This window comes from Methylobacterium guangdongense, assembly GCF_038442355.1.
GTDB lineage: Bacteria > Pseudomonadota > Alphaproteobacteria > Rhizobiales > Beijerinckiaceae > Methylobacterium > Methylobacterium guangdongense.
In genome coordinates this window covers 262,854-284,000 of record NZ_JBBXMX010000005.1, presented here as the reverse complement: position 1 = coordinate 284,000, position 21,147 = coordinate 262,854, and the positions used below count along the sequence as shown (strand labels likewise).

Here is a 21,147-nt window from a genome sequence, read left to right as displayed (position 1 = left end):
GCAAGCATCATGGCCCTGAGCCCCGCGGCCGCCCCGCTGCGCACGCCGCCGAACCAGAGCACGACCGGGTCCGCGGCTACGATCCGGGTGCTTGTGGCCGACGATTCCGCCGTCGTGCGCGGGCTCGTGGCCCGCTGGATCGGCGAGGCGGGCTTCGAACTCGTCGGCACCGCCTCGAACGGCCGGATCGCCATCGAGATGATCGCCAAGCACGACCCGGACGTGGTCCTGCTCGACATCGAGATGCCGGAACTCGACGGCACCACGGCGCTGCCGCGCATGCTCGCCATGAGCCCGAGCGTGCAGGTCGTGATGATGTCGACGCTGACCACGCGCAACGCCGACATCTCCCTCAAATGCCTCGCCCTCGGGGCGGTGGACTACATCGCCAAGCCCGAGAGCAGCCGCGGCGTCACCACCTCGGACGTCTTCCGGGCGGAGCTGATCGAGCGCGTGCGCGTCTTCGGCGCGGCCCGGGCCCGGACGCGGCGCCCCGTCTCCGCCCCGGCCGCCCATCCGGCGCCGGCCGCACCGGCGCCTGCGCCGGTTGCCCCCACGGCACCGGCCGCGCCGCGCCCGGCGACGCCCTTCACCCTGCGGCCGAAGGTTCGCACCCGCACGGCGCCCCGTGCCCTGCTGATCGGCTCCTCCACGGGCGGGCCGCGGGCGGTGGGCGAGATGCTGGAAGGGATCGGCGCGGCGGCGCTCCGCCGGCTCCCGGTGCTGATCGTGCAGCACATGCCGCCGATCTTCACCGCGGTGTTCGCCGAGCATCTCACCACCCGCACCGGGATCCAAGCGGCCGAGGGCAAGCCCGACGAGCGGATCGAGGCCGGCCGGATCTACGTGGCCCCGGGCGGCCGCCACATGGGCCTCGCCGCGGGCCCGAACGGCCCGGCCATCAAGCTCACCGACGGGCCGCCGGTGAATTTCTGCCGGCCCGCGGTCGACGTGCTGTTCAAGGACGCGGCGGTCGTGTTCGGCGCCGCCACCGCGACCGTGATCCTCACCGGCATGGGGTCGGACGGCACCAACGGCGCCCGGGCGCTCACGGAGGCCGGCGGCCCGGTGCTCGCCCAGGACGAGGCCACCAGCACGGTCTGGGGGATGCCGGGCAGCGTCGCGCGCGCCGGCCTCGCCGAGGCGGTGCTGCCGCTGTCCGAACTCGCGACGGCTTTGCGCGCCATGATCACGGGGCACGCGGCATGACCGAGCTCGAATTCGAATTCCTGCGCGGCTTCCTCAAGCAGCGCTCCGGCCTCGCGCTGACCGCCGAGAAGCGCTACCTCGTGGAGAGCCGGCTGACTCCGATCTGCCGCCGCTACGGGCTCGGGAGCCTCGGCGAGCTGATCAGCGCGCTCAAGCTCGGCCGGGACGGCGCGATGGAGCGGGACGTGGTCGAGGCGATGACCACGAACGAGACCTTCTTCTTCCGCGACCGGATCCCGTTCGACCTGTTCCGCGACACGCTGCTGCCGGAGGCGCTGATGCGCAACGCCAGCCGGCGCAAGCTGCGGATCTGGTGCGCGGCCTCCTCGACGGGCCAGGAGCCGTACTCGCTCGCCATGCTGCTGCAGGAGGCGGCGCCCCGGATGCCGGGCTGGCAGGTCGAGATCGTGGCCACCGACATCTCCACCGAGGTGATCGAGAAGGCCAAGGCCGGGCTCTACAGCCATTTCGAGGTCCAGCGCGGCCTGCCGGTGCAATGGCTGATCAAGTACTTCACCCAGGTCGGCGAGCAGTGGCAGATCGCCCAGAGCCTGCGCGGCATGGTGGATTACCGCCAGCTCAACCTGCTGCACAGCTTCACGATGCTCGGCCAGTTCGACATCATCTACTGCCGCAACGTGCTGATCTACTTCGATGCCCCGACGAAGTCGGACGTGCTGGCGCGGCTCGCCGCTCAGCTCGCCCCGGAGGGCGCGCTGCTCCTGGGCGCCGCCGAGACGGTGATCGGCCTGACCGACCGGCTCGCGCCCCATCCGAAGCATCGCGGCCTCTACACGCATGCCGCACCGGCGGTGCGCCTGGGCGAGACGGCGCTGCCGCTGCGGGTGGCGGCCGGCGTCTGAGCCGGCGCCGTCGCGCGGCCTCTGGTGCCCACCGCGCGACGACACACCCATGTCCCCGAGCCGGATTTCGGATGTCCTCCGGGCGTCCTGCATTGACGGTACCCAGGAAACGCGGCCTTAATAACCGCGTGGGTAATTTGCACACGGACCCGCCGCCGGGCGATTCCGGCAGTTCCGTGCCCCGAGCGTTTCCATGAGTAGCATCACGTCAACCACCGCGTCGCAGCTCTACGCGCCGCGCTGGTCCAGCCAGGACAGCCCGCAGACGCGGATGGCCGCCACGATCAGCAGCGAATTGTCGGCGGGCACGCTCAGCAGCACCGACGCCACCGCCCTGACCAGCGCCCTGTCGTCGATCGATTCGAGCCTGTCGGCGGACCGGACGAACGCGAGCAGCGGCAGCCAAGCCAAGCTCGACCCGTCCTCCATGAAGGACCGGATCGACAGCCTGATCGCCGATCAGGTGAGCAGCGGCAGCCTGACCAGCGATCAGGCCACCGAGCTGAAGACCCTGTTCGCCAGCCACGGCCAGAGCACCCAGACGGCCGACGCGGCGGATGGGGGCGTCTCCGGTGCCGGCGGCCCGCCCCCCGGGCCCCCGCCCGGCCCGCCGCCGGGCGACGCCGCCTCCGACGGCAGCCCGTCGAGCAGCTCCGACACCGCGTCGGCGAGCGATCTGCTGGCCAGCTTCCTCCAGCAGCTCCAGAGCAGCCAGTCCTCCGGCGCCGGCTATGGGGCGAGCGGCAGCAGCACCGGCAGCTCCATCTCGGCCCTCCTGGTCGACTTTCGAAGCTGACGCCGCCGCGTCCCGGCGATGCGCCCATCGTCCGGCGCATCGCCCGCCTGCGCCCGGTGGGGTCGACCCCGGCCTTCCGCCGCGGCATCGTCCGCACACGCGGGGCCGGAAGCGGCCGGGAGACTCGGCATGACGGCAGGGACGATGGGGCGGGCGCTGCCCAAGGTGGCGTTCATCGGAACGGGCGGGACGATCGCATCCCTCGGGAGCGATGCCCTCGACATCCTCGACTACGGCGCCACGGACCGGCGCCTCGACGCCCCCGGCCTGCTGAAGGCGGTCCCGGAACTCGCGGGGGTGGCCACGATGGTGCCGGTCCCGTTCCGGGCCGTGCCGAGCCCGGCGATCGGCTTCGCCGAGTGGCGCGACCTCGTCGGCCTGTGCGCGCGCCTCGCGGCGGAGCATCCGGACCTCGCCGGCATCGTGATCGGCCACGGCACCGCCACCCTGGAGGAGACCGCCTACGCGTTGAGCCTCACCCTGACGGTGGATCTGCCGGTGGTGCTGGTCGGCGCGCAGCGCCCGATGAGCGCGCTGTCCACCGACGCGAAGCTCAACCTCGTGGCGGCGGTGCGTACCGCGGCGGCGCCCGAATCGCGCGGGCGCGGCGTCCTCGTGGTGCTCAACGACGAGATCCAGGCGGCCCGCGAGGTGACCAAGACCTCGGTAGCCCGGCTCCAGACCTTCCGGACTCCGGATTTCGGAGTGCTCGGCCAGGTCGACGGCGCGCATGTCCGGTACTACCGGCGCTCGGAGCGGGCGCACGCGCCGGGCACGCCCTTCGATCTCCGGAGCCTGTCCGCGCTGCCGCGGGTCGACATCGCCTATGGCTACGCCGATGCCGACGGCACCGCCGTGCGGGCGTTCCAGGCCGCGGGGGCGCGTGGCCTCGTGGCGGCGGGGCTCGCGCCCGGCATGGTGCCGTCCGGTGAGGCGGAGGCCCTCGGGGCGGCGGTCGCCGCCGGGATCGTGGTGGTGATGTCGACCCGCGCCGGGAGTGGCGTGGTGCCGCTCACCACCGGCCTGCGCAGCCGCGGCATCCTCAGCGCCGACAATCTCACCCCGCAGAAGGCCCGGATCCTCCTCGCCCTGGCGCTGACCGTCACGGCGGAGCCGGAGGCGGTGGCGCGCCTGTTCGCGACCTATTGAGCCCGTGCCGCGCCCGATGCCGCTGATCGACCCCGCCCGATCGTTGCTCCTCGTTATCGACGTGCAGGTCCGGCTGATGCCGGCCATCGCCGGGGGCGAGGCGGTGATCGCCAACACGGGCCGCCTCAAGGCCGCCGCCGGGCTCCTCGACGTGCCGGTGTTGGTCACCGAGCAGAATGCCGGCGGCCTCGGGCCGACCGTGCCGGAGCTCGCCCCCGCGCCCGGGGCGGCCTTCCCGAAGATGAGTTTCGGCGCCACCCGGGCGCCGGGCTTCCTCGAGCGCCTGCCGGAGGGGCGCGACTGCGTGGTGACCGGCTGCGAGGCGCATATCTGCGTGCTGCAGACGGTGCTCGGCCTGCTGGAGGCCGGGCGGCGCGTCACCGTGGTCGCCGACGCGGTGGGCTCGCGGAAGACCGAGAACCGGGACGCGGCGCTCGCCCGGATGGCGGCCCACGGCGCCGAGATCGTCACCACCGAGATGGTGGTGTTCGAATGGCTCGGCACCGCCCGGCACCCGCGCTTCCGCGAGGTCGTCCGGCTGATCAAGTGAGGCCACGTCCCGAACGGGGATCCCAAAGGGCTCAGCCCTTTGGTGGGGTGTCGGGGTGAAACCCCGACGAACGGATCTCCGGCCCCCGGAAGGGGGTCGGAGATCCGTCAGCAGGGCTCTGCCCTGCACCCGCCAAAGGACCCGTCCTTTGGCATCCCATGACGGGGCTTGATCAGCCCCCGTCGAGCGCCGCCCGGGTCTGGGCGTCGGGGCCGATATCGTCGGTCCCCTCCATGCCCAGCACCTCGATCAGCCGGACCCGGGCGCGGCTCACCCGGCTCTTGATCGTGCCGACCGCGACGCCGCAGATCGCCGCGGCCTCCTCGTAGGTGAAGCTCTGGGCGCCGACCAGGACCAGGGCCTCGCGCTGGGCGGCCGGGAGCTGGTTCAGGGCGCTCTGGAACTGCGCCATCTCCATCCGGACCTCCTGCTCGGGCAGGCTGGTCAGGCGGCCGGCATGGACCCCGTCGGCGTCCTCGACCTCGCGCTTGCGCTTGCGCTGCTCCGAGTAGAACAGGTTGCGCAGGATCGTGAACAGCCACGCCGTGAGGTTGGTGCCCCGGCGGAAGCTCGCGGCGTTGATCCAGGCCCGGACCAGGGTGTCCTGCACGAGGTCGTCCGACCGGTCGAGATCGTAGGTCAACGAGAACGCGAAGGCCCGCAGGGCCGGGATCGCCCCCAGCAGCAGATCGCGCATCTCGGGATCGGTCCCCGCCGGAGCCGGGCCGGAGCCGCTCCCCGCGGGGGCGGCTTGGAGCATCAGGGTCATGGCTGGGCCTCCGTCTCGGCGAGGGCGTCGAGGAGCGTCAGGAGCCGATCCGGGACCGGCTGGGCCAGGACCTCCGCGTAGTGCAGGCGCAGGCCGCGCCCGATCCGCTCCTGGACCGCCGCATCGATCGCGCGGCGTGGCGTGTGGGGGTGCCGCGCTGCCGGGAACGGGACGACCGTGTCGGCCGCATCCGCCCGCGGGGCGGTGGAGACCGCCCGCTCGTTCTTGCTCCCCGACATGGTTGCGCCCCGTACCGTGCGCGATGGCCCCGCGGGGTCCTGCGATCCGCCGCTTCGGTCCGTCGCCGGGCCGTGGCGGAAACGCGTCTCATCGCCTTCCGGCGGCGCTGTTAGGCCTTACGGATTTAATCGGTTCTGAATTGCGCATTCAGGTAATTTTAATCTTGAAATGGCCCAGCTTGTCTAAGTTTTTGCAAAATATATCTTCAGTTACAATCCAGAAATACTTATTTATAGCTTGGCTGTAGGGAATATCGGTCGCGCTGCCTGAACGGCGGATGACCGGCGGGAACGATCCCGATTTCGCGTCCCCCATCACGGCAGAGGGGGGAGGGGGGACGCGTGGGGTGCCGACTGACGCTCCGGGCGATCAGAACGCCGCCGGTCAGCGCACGTCCGGGCGCGGATCCGGGACGAAGCCGTCGCGGTTCGGCATCCGCACCGCCGCCAGGGACTGGGCGTCGAGCACCGCCCCGTCCGGCACGAGCCCGTTCAGGTTCAGGATGTAGGCCGAGACCGCGTAGACCTCGTCGGCGCTGAGCGATTCCGGGGCGGTCATCGGCATGGCCCGGCGGATGTAGTCGAACAGCGTCGGCGCGTAGGGCCAGAAGCTGCCGACCGTCTTGAGCGGCTTGGCCGAGGCCAGGCTGCCCCGGCCGCCGACCAGCGGATCGCCGACCCCGCCTTCCCCGCGGGCCCCGTGGCAGGCGGCGCACTGCGCCTCGAACACCGCGTGGCCCTGCGCGACGCTGCCGCTGCCCGGCGGCAGCTTCCGGCCCTCGCGGTCGATGTCGATGTTCCAGGCCGCGATCTCGGCCTCGGTGGCGGCCCGGCCGATCCCGTAGCGCTCCGCGGCCCGCGCCGCGCCGGCGAGGCCGACGAGGAGGAGGGCGGCCGCGAGCGCGCGGGCGTTACGCGTAGCCATTGGTCACCTCGCCGCTCTCCGCGATGCGCCAGGGCACGGTCGCGTTGTTGTGGTAGAAGGACTTGAGCCCCCGCACCGCCGTGAGATCGGACAAACTCGGCTGCACGTAGCCGGTCTCGTCGATCGCCCGGCTCATGAGGGTGGTCGGCTGGCCGTCCCAGATCCAGGGCAGGCGGAAGCGGGTCAGCGCCCGGGTCAGGACCGGTTCCTGCAGGGCCGCCTCCTGCCAGCTCTTGCCCCCGTCGGTCGTGACCTGCACGCCCCGGATCTTGCCACGCCCGCTCCAGGCGATGCCGGTGATCTCGTGGAAGCCGGGGGCGATCCGCTGGGTGCCGGAGGGCCGGGTGATGATCGACTTCGCCTCCATCACGAAGGTGAATTGCCGGGCCGTGCCGTCCGGCATGGAATCCGTGTACTTGGACGTCTCCTCGCGGGAATAGGCCGGCTCCGCCGTCACGTTGAGGCGGCGCAGCCACTTCACGTTCATGTTGCCCTCGAAGCCGGGCAGGAGCACCCGCAGCGGGTAGCCCTGTTGCGGGCGCAGGCGCTCGCCGTTCTGGCTGTAGACCAGCAGCGCGTCGTCCAGGCACTTCGCGATCGGGATGCTCCGGGTGAGGGCGGCGGCGTCGGCGCCCTCCGCGACGACCCATTGCGCCTCCGGCTTGAGCCCGGCCTCGCGCAGCACCGTGGCGAGGCGCACGCCGGTCCATTCGGCGCAGCTCACGAGGCCGACGAGGTCCGAGGCCGTCTTGCCCTTGATCGCCTCGAAGCCCGGATTGCCGGAGCATTCGAGGAAGTGGATGTGCGATTCCGACGGGAAGCGGCGGATGTCGTCCATCGTCAGGATCAGCGGCGTCTCGACGAGCCCGTGGATCATCAGACGGTGTTGGGCGGGGTCGATGTCGGGGATACCGCCGTGGTGGCGTTCGTAGAACAGGCCGTTGGGCGTCAGGATGCCGTCGAGATCCTGGAGCGGCGTGCGGCTCGACGCGGAGGTGTACTGCTTCAGGCCCTTGGGCACGTTGCGGATCACGTCCGCCTCGAAGCGCGACGGCGTGCCGTAGGTCTGGCTGCCGACATCGGCGCCGGGGGTCTTCATCCACGCCGGGATCGCGGGGGGCGCGGCCTCCTCCGGGTGACCGTCCGCCTGGGCACGTCCGCCCACGAGGGCGGCCGCCGCGGCCGCGCCCTGGACGAGGAAGCGCCGCCGGGCCGGCGGATCGTCGGGATCGCGCGTCATCGCTTGTCTCTCCAGTCGATCAGCCCCCCGGGGGAGGATACCGGGTGAGCCCGCCGGCGCCTACCGGATCCCGAGCCCTGTGATGAGGCACAGGCTCACCGCGACGAGGACGGCGAGCGAGGCGGTGACCGCCAGGGTGACGCGGCCGCCGACCCGGGCCAGGACGCGGACATCGACGCCGAGGCCGAGCGCCGCCATGGACAGGATCGTGAGCACCCCCGCGAGCTGCGTCAGCGGCTTCACGGCGGCGTCCGGCACGAGGCCCAGCGAGCGGAACGTCGCGAGCGCCAGGAAGCCGAGGATGAACCACGGCACCAGCTTGGCCAGCCCGGGACGGGCCGGGGCGGGCCGGGACGCGGCGGAGTCCGTCGTCGCCTGCGGTAGCCGGGGGGCGATCAGCGAGAAGGCCACCACCACGGGGCCGAGCATCAGCACGCGCACGAGCTTCACCAGGGTGCCGACCTGCGTCGAGAGCAGGCTCACCGGCACGGTGGCGGCCAGCACCTGCGGCACCGCGTAGACCGTGAGGCCCGCGAGCACGCCGTACTGGTTGTCGCTGAGGCCCGCGAAGGGCACGAACAGCGGCAGGCCGAGCACCATCAGCACGCCCAGCACGGCGGTGAACGCGATGGCGGCGGCGATGTCCTTCGGCTCGGCGCCGATCACCGGGGCCACCGCCGCGATGGCCGAGTTGCCGCAGATGGCGTTGCCGCAGGCCACCAGGATCGCCATCCGGGCCGGCAGCCCGAGTGCCCGGCAGATCGCGACGCTCGCCGCGATGCCGATCACCACGGTGCCGACGATGCCGGCGAGCAAGGCCGGGCCGGAGGCGAGGATCGCCCCGAGGCTCAACGAGGCGCCGAGCAGCACCACGGCGACTTCGAGGAGCTGCTTCGCCGAGAAGGCGATGCCGGCGCGGAAGCGCGCGTCCGGCGTCCAGGCGGTGCGCACCGCGATGCCGATCAGGATCGCCAGCACCAGGGCCTCGACGTAGGGGTGGCCGGTGGCGCGCTCCTCCAGCGCCTGGGCGGCCATCGCCACGGCGGTGATCGCCGCGCACAGGCCGATGCCGGGCAGGAGCGAAAAGCCGACGCCGGTCCCGGCGGTGGCGCGGGAGGCGGTGCCCGGGGCGGGCTTCGAGGAGGCGTCAGCCTTCATGACGGTCGCTTCGCGCTCGAGGTTTCGGACCCATCCCTGCCGTGCCGGTGACGCCCCCGGTCAACGCAGGACCGACAGGTAGTGGACCTCCTGCGTCAGGCAGGTCGAGAGGCGCCATTCCACCGGCCGCTCCTCCAGATCGATGGCGATGCGGTCGATCTCCAGGGCGGGCGTGCCGGCCGGGGCCTGGAGCAGGTCCGCCTCGCGGGCACCCAAAGCCACCGCCTTCAACCGCTCGTTGGCGGTCGCGATCGTGATGCCGTAGCGGGTCGCGTAGAGGCTGTAGAGGGTGTTGGGCAATTCGAGTGTGGCGATGCCCGGGAACAGGCTCGCCGGAACGCTGATCGTCTCGGCCACGCAGAGCCGCGCATCGACGGCGCGCACGCGCTCGATCCGCACCACCCGGGCGGCGCGCACGAGGTCGAGCCGCCCGCGCTCGTCGGCGCTGGCGGCGGCCTCCGCGATCCCGGTGACGCGGCTCGTCGGCATGCCGACGCCGTCGTTGTCCGGGCGCAGCTTCAGGAAGCGGAAGACGCTCTGCTTGTCGTCGTGGTCGGCCACGAAGGTGCCGCGGCCCTGGCGGCGCACCACCAGGCTGTCGGCGGTCAGCGCATCGAGGGCCTTGCGCACCGTGCCCTGGCTCACGCCGAGTTCGACGGCGAGCTGCCCCTCGCTCGGCAGCATCTGGCCGGGCTGCCAGACCGCATCGGCGAGGCGCTTCAGCAGCATGTCGTAGACCTGCCGGTACAGCGGCCGGAAGCCGACGCCGCCGGGGCGTCCCGCACCTGCCTGCCCCACACCTGCCTGCCCTTGGCTTGACCGTTCCATCGCGTGACGACGCCGAGCCCCATCTGCGGGCAGAGCGTCGAAGGTTGTATCCAGCACCGCGCCCTCCTCTCGCTTACGTCGGCCCGCGGAGCGCGGCAATACGCATCACCGCTCGCATCACAGCGCCCGGATCTCGGCCACCAGCGCGTCGGCCACGTCGAGCCCCGCCTCGGCGGCCCGGCGGCGCAGCCCCAGCCGGCGGCTGCCGGGCAGCCGGGCCCCGTCCTGCCCCTCGATCGCCCCGGCCAGCGCGGCGAAGCGCTCCGGCGCGTCCGGGCTGAGCGCCGCCGCATCGAGGGCGATGATTAGCTGGCCGGTGCCCGGCGGGTCCCCGGCGGCGTCGAGGAACGAGGAGGCCTCCCCTGCAAAGCGCGCGCCGACGAGCCCGGCGGCGAGCAGCTCGACCATCAGGGCGAGCGCCGTGCCCTTGGCGTCACCGAGGGGCACCATCGTGCCGTCGAGGGCAGCCTTCGCGTCCGTGGTCGGGCGCCCCTCGGAATCGAGGGCCCAGCCCTCGGGGATCGGCGCGCCGTTCTTGGCCGCCCCGACGATGTTGGCCCGTGCGACCTTCGACAGGGCGAGGTCGACCACGATCGGCGCCCGGCCCGGCAGCGGGCAGGCGAAGGCCAGCGGGTTGGTGCCGAACACGGCCTGACGCCCGCCCCAGGGCGCCATGGCGGCCGGCGTGTTGGCGAAGAGGAGCGCGACGCAGCCCTGCTCGGCCAGGGCCTCCACCGGCCGCCCCGCGGCGCCGCAATGGTGCGAGCGGCGGATGCCGGCCGCCGCGATCCCCTGGTGGCGGGCCAGCCCCGGCAGCGCCTCCAGGGCGAGGTCGAGGGCCGGATAGGCGAAGCCGTGGGCGGCATCGATGGCGAGCAGGCCCGGCCGCGGGTGCTCCGCCCGGGGAACCGCATCGCCCGCGACCTTGCCGGCGCGGACCTGCGCGCCGTAGGGCGCGACCCGCGACAGACCGTGGCCCTTCAGGCCGTCGGCTTCCGCGCCGACCAGCGCCCGGGCGACGCTCTTCGCCGCCGCTTCGGCGGTGCCGCAGCGGATGAGGGCCTGGGCGGCGAGGTCCTCGGCGTCCGGCAGGGTCAGGATCGGCATCGGCTCAGCGTTCCGTGAGGTGGCGGCGCACGGCCCGGGCCGTGACGGACGAGACGCGCACGTTCGATTCCTGGGTCACCCCGGCGATGTGCGGCGTCAGGATCAGGTTCGGCACGTCGGCGAAGACCGCGCCGGCCTCCGCGTCGAGGGGTTCGCGGTCGAACACGTCGAGCGCCGCGCCGCCGAGATGGCCGGCGCGCAGGGCGGACGCCACCGCGGCCTCGTCCACGATCCCGCCCCGGGCGGCGTTGATCAGCACGGCGCCCTTCGGCATCCGGGCGAGGACAGCCGCGTCGATCAGGCCGCGGGTCTGGTCGGTGAGCGGCACGTGCAGGGAGAGGACGTCGCTCTCCGCGATCAGCGCGTCGCGGTCGAGGCGGCGCACCGGGCCGTGATCCGGCGTCCAGGCGGGATCCCCGGCCTCCACGAACGGGTCGTGGGCGGCGACCGCCATGCCCAGGGCCGCGGCCCGGCGGGCCGTCTCCCGGGCGATCGAGCCGAAGCCCAGCAGGCCCAGCCGCTTGCCGCCGATCTCGCGGCCCATCAGGGCGTTGCGCGGCCACGTGCCGGCGGCGACGCGGGCCGTCGCCCCGTAGGCGCCGCGCAGCAGCAGCATCGCGGTGGCCACCACGTATTCGGCCACCGCCCCGTCATTGGCGCCGGTCGCCGGGTAGACCGCGATGCCCCGTTCCCGGCAGGCCGCACCGTCGATGTTGTCGAGCCCGACCCCGAGGCGGCCCACCACCTTGAGGTCCCGCGCGGCCTCCAGCAGGGCGCCCCGCACCTGGGTCCGGTTGCGCACGATCAGGGCGTCCGCCCCCGCGAGCGCCGCCGCCAGCGCGTCAGGCCGGTCGACGAGGCCGGGATCGTACAGGGTGTCGAAGCCCGCGAGCTCCGCGGCGATCGCCGCCTCGTCCATGAACTCGCTGATGACGACTTTGGGCATGACCATTCCTTCTCAGGTCGTCGGCACGGCGGCCAGCAGGGGCCGGCGGAAGGCCGCGGCCGGCTCGCCGACGGGGCGCGCATCCGCGGGCTCCTCGTCGTCGAGCAGGTCGAGATCCGGGGTGATGCGGCCGTCGAGCACCGCCCGGGCCTGGGCGAGGTCGATCTTGCCCTCCCAGCGGGCGATCACGAGGGTCGCCACCATGTTGCCCACCGTATTGGTGATGCAGCGCAGCTCGTTCAGGATGCGGTCGATCCCGATGATCAGCGCGATGCCCGCCACCGGCAGGAGCTGCGAGGCCTGGAGCGTCGCGGCCAGCACGAACAGGATGGCGCCCGCCACCCCCGCCACGCCCTTCGAGGTGACGAGGGCGATCGCCAGGATGCCGAGTTCCTGCTCCCAGGTCAGCGGGATGTTGAGGGCCTGGGCGATGAAGCCGACCGCCATGGTCAGGTAGATGCACGAGCCGTCCATGTTGAACGAGAGCCCGGCCGGCATCACGAGGCCGGTGACGCTCTTGTCGACGCCGAGCCCGTTGAGCTTGGCCATGATCGGCGGCAGCACCGATTCCGAGCTGGTCGTGCCGAGCAGGATGAACAGCTCCTCGCGGCTGTAGCGGAACAGCTTCCACAGGCTGAGGCCCACGTAGAACCGCATCACGCCGCCGAGGAAGACCGCGATGAACACGAAGAACGTCAGGTAGAGCGAGACGACCAGCAGCCCATACTGGGCCAGGATGCCGAGGCCGAACTTGCCGATGGTGAAGGCCATCGCCCCGAAGGCGCCGACCGGCGCCACGTGCATGATCAGGCCCACGACCTTCATCAGCACGTCCCCGAAGGCGTGGACCACCTTCAGGGGGAACTCGCCCTTCTTGCCCAGCATCGCCAGGCCCATGCCGACGAGCACCGAGAAGAACATCACCTGGATCAGGTCGCCCTTGGCGAAGGCGTCGACCGCGCTGTGCGGGATGATGTTGGCGATGATCTCCATCGGCGATTGCGCGTGGGCCTTGCCGGCGATGCCGGCCACCAGCTTGGCATCGAGGCTCTCCACGGTGGCGTTCACGCCGTCGCCGGGGCGCAGCAGGTTGACGAACAGCAGGCCGGCGCCGAGCGCCACCGTGGTGGCGGCCTCGAAATACACGATCGTCTTCAGGCCCATCCGCCCGACGCTCTTCATGTCGCCGACATGCGCGATGCCGACCACGACCGTGCAGAAGATGACGGGGGCGACGATCATCTTGATCAGGTTGATGAACATGTCGCCGAAGATCTTGCAGCCCACGGCGATGTCGGGGGCGACCACGCCGAGCGCGATGCCGAGGGCAATGCCGAGCAGAACCTGGCCGTAGATCGACCGCAGCAGCCTCATGCGTTCCTCCAATGTGACGTGACGGAAGAACGCCGCGACGTGCCCCGCGGTCGCGCTCCCCTCGTGGTCCGGACCCCGTGGCGTCGGGGCGGCGTCCCCGGACCGTGATCCGAGGACGCCGGACTTGATCGTCCGCGACGGCGCGTCAGGCGCTGCGGTAGAGCTTCGTCATCACGAATTCCCGGTGGCCGAGGGATTCGGCCGCCGTGAGCCGGCCGTTGGCGGTGCGCACCACCATGTCGATGAGCGCGTCGCCGGCCTGCGGGATCGTCATCTCGCGGCTGAGCACGCCCGAGACGTCGACATCGATGTGCTCGCCCATGGTGCGCACGGTGCGGGGATTGCCGGTGATCTTGATCACCGGGACGATCGGGTTGCCGATCACGTTGCCCTGTCCCGTGGGGAAGGTGTGCACCACGTAGCCGGCCGCCGCCATCAGGGTCACGCACTCGGCCGCCGCCGAGGACGTGTCCATGAAGTAGAGGCCGGGCCCCTTGGCGGGGGCCTCGGCGGGCTGGAGCGCGTCGATGAACCGGCACTCGTGGCCGATCTTCTCGAGGTTGCCGAGGGCCTTCTCCTCGATCGTCGTCAGGCCGCCCGCGATGTTGCCCTTGGTGGGCTGCGAGTCGGACAGGTCGTCGGTCTTGTGGGCCTCGATCACGTCGTCCTGGTAGGCCTTCCACATCGTGTACCACTTGTCGGCGATGTCCGGGCTGGCCGCCCGCTCGCGACAGAGATGCTCGGCGCCGGTGATCTCCGAGGTCTCGCCGAACACCCCGTAGATCCCGTGCGGGATCAGCTTGTCGTACATGTTGCCGACGGTCGGGCAGGAGGCGAGGCCGGTGGTGGTGTCGGACTCGCCGCACTTGGTCGAGACCCAGAGGTCGGCGATCGGGCATTCCTCGCGCTGGAGCTCGGTCGCCCATTGCACGAAGCGCTTGGCCTGGTAGCTCGCCTTGGCGACGATCGCGATGTCGCCGTGGCCCTCGATGCCGAAGCCGCAGACCGGCTTGCCGGTCTTGGCGATGCCCTCGACGACGCGGTTGGTCCACTGGTCCTCGATGCCGATCACCACGACGGCGGCGACGTTCGGATTCGAGCCGATGCCGATCAGGGTGCGGAAGTGGAGGTCCAGATCCTCGCCGAACTGCAGCCGGCCGTAGGCGTGGGGCAGGGCCATCGTGCCCTTCACATTGTTGGCGACCGCCTCGCAGGCGGCGTTGGACAGATCGTCCAGCGGCAGGAGCACGACGTGGTTGCGCACGCCGACCCGGCCGTTCTCCCGGCGCCAGCCCATGAAGGTGGCGGCCGTGTAGTCCTGCGAGGCGCGCTTGGTCGCGAGCGCCTGCGTGGCGAACTGATCGGGGGCACCGCCGACGAAGGGGGTGGCGATCTCGTGATCGAGCTGAGCGGCTTCCTTGAACATCGTCACCTCACCAGCGCTTCGTCTTGACGTTGTGGACGTGGACGTGCTCGCCCTTGGCGACGTCCTTGATGACCTTGCCGATGTCCTGGCCGTACTTGATGGCCGTATCGCCGGCCTTCAGGTCGGTGAGCGCGACCTTGTGGCCGATCGGGATGTCGTGGCGGACATGGACCGCGAAGGTGGTGTCGTTCTCGGTGATCACCCCGAAGGCGTCGGTGTTCGCGCTCAGGCCCTCGATCACCGCGACGGCGACGTTGTCCTGGGGGGAATGGGCGAGAAGATGCGGCTTGCGGTGCCCCTCGCCGGACGCGGCGTGGCTGCTCATGCGGTCCTCCTGATGGTGGTCGTCGGCTTCCTGGCGGCGACTGGTCTTATATAAGACCTATGAGATGGTGGGCGTCAACGGGTGATTGTGCGACGGCGGTGATTTCATGGATTCGGGGGTTGAGGCAGCCGGCCCTGCAGCGCGCGACGTGCTCTCTCCCGTGCGGGAGAGGGGACCCGCGCCGTATTCTGCAACCGTATCGCGGCCCACACTGTGTGGGTCTGACAGCTCCAAAAGACGGGGCGGGCGCGCGGCAGATCCGGGCAGCCTGTCCAGCAAGCGACTGACGCCACTCGCGCGAGTCGGTCGGGGTACTTCCCCAGAAACCGGGCATGACGCCCGCAGCTTGTCTCGCATGGCAAGTCTTATATAAGATACATTCAGAGGAGAGCCCGCCCCGGCGGGACGCGGGCCGGGAGGACCAGGATGGCGGGTGCGCGCGCGGATGGGATCGGCCGGGCCGGGCGCGCCCGGTGAGCGACACGCTCCTCCTCGTCCTCTGCGTCGGCTGTGCCGGTCTGGTCTCCGGGCTGACGGGCTTCGCCTTCGCGCTGATCGCCTCCGGGACGCTGCTGTCGATCCGCTCGCCCGTGGAGGCGACCGCCCTGGTGCTCGTCTGCAGCATCCTCTCGCAGGTGATCTCGATCCTGCGGCTGCGGATGTGGCCGCCGCGGGGCACCGCCTTCGCGATGATCCTGCCGGGCCTCGTCGGGGCGCCGATCGGCATCCATCTGCTGCACGATCTCGATCCCCGCTTCATCAAGGTCGCGATCGGCGCCTTCCTGGTCGTCTACAGCGGCGGCATCGCGTTGCTGCGCGCCGATTACCGGGTGGGATTCGGCAATCGCTGGAGCGACGGCGCGGTCGGTTTCCTCGGCGGCGTGCTGGGCGGCATCGCGGGCCTGTCCGGGGCCCTGCCGACGGCCTGGAGCCTCGTGCGCGGCTGGGAGCCCCGCACCCAGCGGGCGGTCTACCAGTCCTTCACCCTGGTGATGCAGATCTGGGCGCTGACGATGCTCGTGTACCTCGATCCGCGGCCGCCCGAACTCGTCGGCGACCTCGCCCTGGCGCTGCCGGTGGTGCTGGTGAGCGTGCTCGCCGGGCTCGCGCTGTTCGCCCGGATCGACCAGCGGCGCTTCCGGACCCTGGTCCTGGCGCTGCTCGCCGCGATCGGGCTGACCACGACGGCCCTGGCGCTCCCCGGCCTGCTGCACGGCTGAGGCGGCCGACGCGACGGGTCAGCTCCCGTCCCGGGCATGGGCGCTCGCGAAGAAGAGATCCTTCCAGCTCTCCGGCCGGCGGCGGATCGTGCCGGTGCGCGCCATGAAGTCGGCGACCTTGCCGATCGCCCGGGGCGTCGCCGTAAAGGAGACCTGCGGGTCGTTCAGGATCTCGGTGATCAGCCCGACGTCGCTCCCGTCCCGGGCGAGCCGCACGTAGGCGCGCGCCGCCTCCGCGGGATCGGCCGTGATCGCGGCGAGCGCCGCGTCCAGGGCGGCGCCGAACGCCGCGAACACCCGGGGGTTGGCGTTCGCGAAGGCCGCGGAGGCCCAGACCACGTTGAAGGTCGAGGGCTCGCCCAGCACGTCGAAGCTGTTCAGCACCGTGCGGATGCCGGGTCGGCGCAGTTCCAGCTCTTGGATCGGGGCGGCGGTGAAATGCGCCGTCACCTCGGTTCCCCCGAGGAGCGCCGCCATCCCGTCGGGGTGCGAGAGCGTGACGGTGAGCCGGTCGAGGTCGTGGCGGTGGGCTGCGCCGAGTTCCTTCTCGGCGGCCATCTGCAGGAACATCGCCTGGACCGAGACCTTCACGGCGGGGAGCGCGATCTTGTCCCGGTCGGTGAAGTCCGCGAGGGTGCGCACCTTCGGGTTGCTGGTGTTCATCAGGAGCGGCATGCTGTTCATCGCCGCCACGCCCTTCACCGCCATGGCGGTGCCGTCGGTCTTCGACCAGAGCAGCACGAGGGGCGGCACGCCGCCGGCCGCGAACTGGATCGTCCCGGACAGCAGGGCGTCGTTCATGGCGGCGCCGCCCGCGAGGGTGAGGTAGCGGGCCTGGAGCCCCGCCACGCCGCGGTCGGCCGCCGCCTTCTGGAGCAGGCCCTGCTCCTCCATCAGCATCAGGGGCAGATGGCCGAGGCTCGGCTGACGGGCGATCGCCACCGCGCCGACCTCCTCCGCCCGCCCCGGGACGGGGCTCGCCAGGAGCGCCGCGGCCCCGGCCAGAACGTCGCGTCTGCGCATGATCCCCTCCCGAAAGGCGTCGTCCCCTCAGCCGGGCCGGCGGATCGCCGGTGCCGGCACGCTCTCGATCATCACGTTGATGCAGGCCGGCAGGCCGCTGGCCTGGGCCGCCTCCAGGGCCGCCGGGAGGGCGGCGGCCTCGGTCACCAGCGCCCCGAAGCCGCCGAGCGCCTGCACCACCGCGTCGTAGCGGGTCGGGAGCAGGTCGCAGTGGCGGGTCCGGTCGGGACCATAGCTGCGCAGCTGGATCTGGTGCTCGGCGTTCCAGCGCGCGTCGTTGCCGACCACCGCGATGAACGGGACGCCGTAGCGCACGGCCGTGTCGAACTCGGCCATGTGGAAGCCGAAGGTGCCGTCGCCGAGCACCGCGACGACGGGGGCGCCGGGGCGCTCCAGCGCGGCGGCGAGCGCGAAGGGGATCGAGGCGCCGATCGTGCCCGAGACGCCGTTGATCAGCCGGCGCCCGGCCCGGACCAGGGCCTGCGGCCATTGCCCGATCTCGCCGCCGTCGCAGATCAGCGTGCCGTCCGGATGGCGTTCCAGGAAGGCGTCGACCGCCCGGCACAGCTCCACCGGGTGCAGGCGCCCTTCGGTCCCGCGCAGATCCGCCCAGCCGGGCGGCCGGTGGGCGAGGGCGGCCTGGGCCTCGCGATGCCAAGCGTCCCGGCGGGGGAGGGCGGTCGCCCGCGCGGTCAGCGCCGCCACGACCGGTCGCGGATCGGCGAGCCCCGAGACGGCGAGGCGGGCGGCCGGGGCGCGGGCCAGCAGCGTCGGATCCGGGTCGACGATGGCGAAGCGACAATCCGGAGCGAGGGCGGGCGCCGCGCCGAAGCGCAGGGTGAAGTCGAGGGGCTTGCCGAGGAGGACGAGGAGGTCGGTCCGCGCCAGGATCTCCGCGAAGGCACCGAGCGCCGGGTCGTTGATCCCGCGCGGGCTCTCCATGCCGACGACCGGCAGGCCGATCGTCTCCTCCAAAGCCGCCAGGGCGGCCCGGCCGGAGGTGTCGCACAGGGCCGGGCCGCAGGCGATCAGCGGCCGCTCCGCCGCGGCGAGGGCGGCGAGCAGGTCGGCCACGAGATCGGGCGCCGGCTCGGCGGCCCGGATCGCGGCCGCCGCCCGGTCCGGGATCCGCACCGAGGCGGCGGGGACGGCCGTCTCCAGCAGGTCGACCGGCAGGCTGAGATGGACCGGGCCGGGCCGCCCCTCCCGGGCGATCCGGAAGGCTCGGGCGAGGTCCGGCCCGAGGGCGGCGACCGAGCCGGCGGTCCAGGCGGCCTTGGTCATCGGCCGGGCGATGTCGGCCTGGGCCAGCTCCTGGAAGGCGCCGCGCCCGAGTTCGGACAGGCCGGCATGGCCGGAGAGCAGCAGCACCGGGGATTCCGCCGCCAGCGCGGTGGTGAGCGCCGCCGCGCCGTTGGTGTGGCCCTGGCCGCCCGTGACCAGCGCGACGCCGACCTCGCCGGTCAGCCGGCCCCAGGCGTCGGCCATGTGGACGCAGGCCGCCTCGTGGCGGGTGTGGACGAGGCTGATCCCGGTCTCCAGCAGGGCGTCGAAGACCGGCATGATGTGGTTGCCCGACAGGGTGAAGATCCGGGTGACGCCGAGCGCCTCCAGGGTCCGGGCCACGATGTCGGCGCCGCGCAGGGTCTGCATGGACGGGCTCTCCTCAGGCGGCGGCGTCGAGGAGCGAGCCGCCGGGCCGCACATGCGTGAAGTGCACCGGCTCCATCGCGAGGTCGAGGGCCCCGCCGCGCTGGCGGACCACCGTGTAGTGCGAGGTCGCGAGGTCCGAGGCCTCCGGGAAATCCTCGCGGAAATGGGCGCCGCGGCTGTCGGTGCGGGCCAGCGCCGCCCGGGCGACCGCCTGCGAGACCAGGACGAGGTTCTCGAGGTTCAGCCGGTCCATCCAGGTCAGTGCGTAGCGGCGGTCGCCGTCCGGCGCGCCGGACCGGGCGACCGCGTCGGAGAGCCCGTCGAGGGTGGCGAGCGCCCGGGTCAGGCCGGCCGCGTCCCGCAGGATGCCGACATCGGCCCACATCGTCGCGTAGAGCGCCTCGCGGATCTCCGGCAGCGACTCCGCCGGCCGGCCGAGCGGGCCGTAGGCGCGGGCGAGGCCCGCCTCGATGGCGGCGGGATCGGGCTCGGCGAGGCGGCCCTCGCGCCGCACGGCCCGCGCCATGGACTGGCCGGCCAGCCCCCCGAACACCGTGGAATTCGCCACCCCGTTGCCGCCCAGCCGGTTCGCCCCGTGGACGCCGCCGGTATCCTCGCCGGCCGCGAAGAGGCGGGGCAGCGCGGTGGTGCAATCGACCGCGAACTGGAGGCCGCCCATCATGTAGTGGGCGGTGGGGATGACCTCGACGAGCCCGCCCGCGAGATCGAAGCCGCAATCGGCGCAGCGCTCGACCATGCCCTTGAACCGGCGGCGCACGTCCTCGGGCCCGAGATGGCTCATCTGGATGTGGACGCCCCCGCTCGGGGTGGCGAAGCCGTCGCGCAGCCGCCGCATGATCGAGCGGCTGACCACGTCCCGGGTCGCGCGCTCGCCCCGCGGGTCGTAGGCCGCCATGAAGCGCTGGCCGGTGGAATCGAGGAGCCAGCCGCCGGCCCCGCGCAGGCCCTCCTCCAGCACCGTCCCGGTCATGCGGGTTCCGGCACCGGCGAGCAGCCCGGTCGGGTGGAACTGCACCATCTCCATGTCGCGCAACGGCAGCCCGGCGCGCAGCGCCATGGCGAGCCCGTCGCAGGACTTGTCGCCCGACGGCGTATGGTACTTGTACATGGTCGGCCCGCCGCCGGTGGCGAGCAGCACGGCCTTGGCCCGCACCAGCTTCGGTTCGCCGGTGCGCATGTCGAGCATCAGCACGCCGGCGAGCCCCGAGCCGTCCCGGGCCGGGATCAGCTCCAGGGCGCGGTGATCCTCCAGGCGGCGCACGTCCCGGCGCCAGACCTGCTCGGACAGGCGGTTGATGATCTCGATGCCGGTGAGGTCGCCCTTATGCACCGTCCGGTCGAAGGTCTGGCCAGCAAACGCCTTCTGGTGGACGCTGCCGTCCGGGTTGCGGTCGAAGAAGCAGCCGAGCTCGGTCTCCAGCTCGCGGATCCGCACCTGCGCCTCGGTGACGAGCGTCCAGGCGAGCCCCTGGTCGTTCAGCCACTTGCCGCCCTCGATCGTGTCCATGAAGTGCCGCTCGACCGAGTCGCCCGGCGCCAGCGCCACGTTGTAGCCGCCCTGGACCATGCGGGTGCAGCCGCACTTGCCGAGGAGCCCCTTCACCGCGACGGTGACGTCGAGCTCGGGCGCGACCTTCTTGGCGTGGAGCGCGGCGAACAGCCCGGCCCCGCCGGAGCCGAGGATCAGGATGTCGGTCTCGACCCGTTCGGGGCTCATCGGGCGTCCTCCAGGGAGGCGATGACGGCATCGCGCCGGGCCGCCACGTCGCGCTGAACGTCGGCGAAGAGCGAGCCCCCGTGCGAATCCATGCCGACCAGCAGCGGGCCGAAATTGCGGATCGCGAACTGCCACAGGCTCTCGGGGTGGAGGTCGTCGAGGTCGACGTCCACGATCGTCTCGATCCAGGTGGTCTCCAGCGCCGCCGCGCCGCCGACGATCGCCAGATAGGCGCCCCCGCGTCGCGCGAAGGCGTCGAGGGTCGCGGGACCCATACCGCCCTTGCCGACGATGAGGCGCACGCCCTCCCGCTCCATCAGGGCGTCGGTGAAGCGCTCCATCCGCATCGACGTGGTGGTGCCGATGCAGAACGGCGCGAAGCCGACCGGCGCCTCGTTGGAGATCGGGACGCGGTGGACGTTCGGCGCGGTGTGGATCACCGCGTGGCCGTCGAGGTCGAGCCGGGTGCGGCGGCCCCGGTCGAACATGTGGATCAGGGTCGCGTCGCGGATGCCGAACAGCCAGCGCCGCAGGGTGACGGTGTCGCCGATCCGGAGGGCCCGGATCTCGGGCTCAGTGGCCGGCATGTCGAGGACGTGATGGGCCACG

At 72.2% G+C, this 21,147-nt stretch carries 21 protein-coding genes; 6 read left to right on the top strand and 15 right to left on the bottom strand.

The features are described from left to right. Positions 1-9: 9 nt before the first annotated feature. From AAHG09_RS13275 to AAHG09_RS13255, 5 genes are all read left to right on the top strand, one after another. Entirely contained in the window at positions 10-1,209 is a 1,200-nt protein-coding gene (locus AAHG09_RS13275; protein WP_342107746.1) for a protein-glutamate methylesterase/protein-glutamine glutaminase, read from the top strand. Then, positions 1,206-2,072 (top strand): CheR family methyltransferase, encoded by an 867-nt coding sequence (locus tag AAHG09_RS13270; protein WP_342107744.1) that lies wholly within the window; start codon positions 1,206-1,208, stop codon positions 2,070-2,072. Before AAHG09_RS13275 ends, AAHG09_RS13270 begins: the two co-directional genes overlap by 4 nt. A gap of 193 nt (positions 2,073-2,265) precedes the next feature. Continuing rightward, on the top strand, positions 2,266-2,868 hold the full coding sequence (locus AAHG09_RS13265) for a hypothetical protein (RefSeq protein WP_342107743.1): 603 nt from the start codon (positions 2,266-2,268) through the stop codon (positions 2,866-2,868). 129 nt (positions 2,869-2,997) lie between these two features. Further along, the gene (locus AAHG09_RS13260; protein ID WP_342107742.1) at positions 2,998-4,017 is read left to right on the top strand and encodes an asparaginase; all 1,020 of its coding nucleotides are present in this window, start codon (positions 2,998-3,000) and stop codon (positions 4,015-4,017) included. 16 nt (positions 4,018-4,033) lie between these two features. Continuing rightward, entirely contained in the window at positions 4,034-4,567 is a 534-nt protein-coding gene (locus AAHG09_RS13255) for an isochorismatase family protein (RefSeq protein ID WP_342107741.1), read from the top strand. A gap of 172 nt (positions 4,568-4,739) precedes the next feature. On the opposite strand, the gene AAHG09_RS13250 is transcribed toward AAHG09_RS13255, so the two are convergent. From AAHG09_RS13250 to AAHG09_RS13200, 11 genes are all read right to left on the bottom strand, one after another. Further along, the gene (locus tag AAHG09_RS13250) at positions 4,740-5,336 is read right to left on the bottom strand and encodes a sigma-70 family RNA polymerase sigma factor (RefSeq protein ID WP_342107740.1); all 597 of its coding nucleotides are present in this window, start codon (positions 5,334-5,336) and stop codon (positions 4,740-4,742) included. Beyond that, a complete protein-coding gene (locus tag AAHG09_RS13245; RefSeq protein WP_342107739.1) occupies positions 5,333-5,575 on the bottom strand; it encodes a NepR family anti-sigma factor in 243 nt (80 codons plus the stop codon). The genes AAHG09_RS13250 and AAHG09_RS13245 overlap by 4 nt, the downstream gene beginning before the upstream one ends. Positions 5,576-5,960: 385 nt before the next feature. Further along, positions 5,961-6,500, bottom strand: coding sequence for a c-type cytochrome (locus AAHG09_RS13240; RefSeq protein ID WP_342107738.1), 540 nt, complete (start codon positions 6,498-6,500; stop codon positions 5,961-5,963). After that, positions 6,487-7,740, bottom strand: coding sequence for a sulfite dehydrogenase (gene soxC, locus AAHG09_RS13235; RefSeq protein ID WP_342107737.1), 1,254 nt, complete (start codon positions 7,738-7,740; stop codon positions 6,487-6,489). Before soxC ends, AAHG09_RS13240 begins: the two co-directional genes overlap by 14 nt. Positions 7,741-7,800: 60 nt before the next feature. Then, positions 7,801-8,898, bottom strand: a complete 1,098-nt coding sequence (locus tag AAHG09_RS13230; protein WP_342107736.1) for a YeiH family protein — start codon at positions 8,896-8,898, stop codon at positions 7,801-7,803. Positions 8,899-8,958: 60 nt separating this feature from the next. Continuing rightward, positions 8,959-9,696, bottom strand: coding sequence for a GntR family transcriptional regulator (locus AAHG09_RS13225; protein ID WP_342107735.1), 738 nt, complete (start codon positions 9,694-9,696; stop codon positions 8,959-8,961). A gap of 147 nt (positions 9,697-9,843) precedes the next feature. Next, on the bottom strand, positions 9,844-10,833 hold the full coding sequence (locus tag AAHG09_RS13220; protein ID WP_342107734.1) for an Ldh family oxidoreductase: 990 nt from the start codon (positions 10,831-10,833) through the stop codon (positions 9,844-9,846). Between the two features lie 4 nt (positions 10,834-10,837). Continuing rightward, positions 10,838-11,779: an NAD(P)-dependent oxidoreductase gene (locus AAHG09_RS13215; RefSeq protein ID WP_342107733.1), complete on the bottom strand. Its 942-nt coding sequence runs from the start codon at positions 11,777-11,779 to the stop codon at positions 10,838-10,840. Positions 11,780-11,791: 12 nt separating this feature from the next. After that, positions 11,792-13,153: a cation:dicarboxylate symporter family transporter gene (locus AAHG09_RS13210; RefSeq protein ID WP_342107731.1), complete on the bottom strand. Its 1,362-nt coding sequence runs from the start codon at positions 13,151-13,153 to the stop codon at positions 11,792-11,794. 145 nt (positions 13,154-13,298) lie between these two features. Next, entirely contained in the window at positions 13,299-14,579 is a 1,281-nt protein-coding gene (locus AAHG09_RS13205) for a UxaA family hydrolase (protein WP_342107730.1), read from the bottom strand. A gap of 7 nt (positions 14,580-14,586) precedes the next feature. After that, positions 14,587-14,904 (bottom strand): UxaA family hydrolase, encoded by a 318-nt coding sequence (locus tag AAHG09_RS13200; RefSeq protein ID WP_243905841.1) that lies wholly within the window; start codon positions 14,902-14,904, stop codon positions 14,587-14,589. A gap of 473 nt (positions 14,905-15,377) precedes the next feature. Here AAHG09_RS13200 and AAHG09_RS13195 point away from each other — a divergent pair, with 473 nt between their 5' ends. Beyond that, positions 15,378-16,124: a sulfite exporter TauE/SafE family protein gene (locus tag AAHG09_RS13195; RefSeq protein WP_342107729.1), complete on the top strand. Its 747-nt coding sequence runs from the start codon at positions 15,378-15,380 to the stop codon at positions 16,122-16,124. Positions 16,125-16,142: 18 nt separating this feature from the next. Here AAHG09_RS13195 and AAHG09_RS13190 read toward each other — a convergent pair whose 3' ends face one another. The 4 genes from AAHG09_RS13190 to AAHG09_RS13175 are packed head-to-tail and all read right to left on the bottom strand — an operon-like array spanning position 16,143 to position 21,146. After that, entirely contained in the window at positions 16,143-17,147 is a 1,005-nt protein-coding gene (locus AAHG09_RS13190; RefSeq protein ID WP_342107728.1) for an ABC transporter substrate-binding protein, read from the bottom strand. 27 nt (positions 17,148-17,174) lie between these two features. Beyond that, positions 17,175-18,800, bottom strand: coding sequence for a thiamine pyrophosphate-binding protein (locus AAHG09_RS13185; protein ID WP_342107727.1), 1,626 nt, complete (start codon positions 18,798-18,800; stop codon positions 17,175-17,177). A gap of 13 nt (positions 18,801-18,813) precedes the next feature. After that, positions 18,814-20,538, bottom strand: a complete 1,725-nt coding sequence (locus tag AAHG09_RS13180; protein WP_342107726.1) for an L-aspartate oxidase — start codon at positions 20,536-20,538, stop codon at positions 18,814-18,816. Continuing rightward, positions 20,535-21,146: a fumarate hydratase C-terminal domain-containing protein gene (locus AAHG09_RS13175; RefSeq protein WP_342107725.1), complete on the bottom strand. Its 612-nt coding sequence runs from the start codon at positions 21,144-21,146 to the stop codon at positions 20,535-20,537. The genes AAHG09_RS13180 and AAHG09_RS13175 overlap by 4 nt, the downstream gene beginning before the upstream one ends. Between the last annotated feature and the right edge of the window lies 1 nt (position 21,147).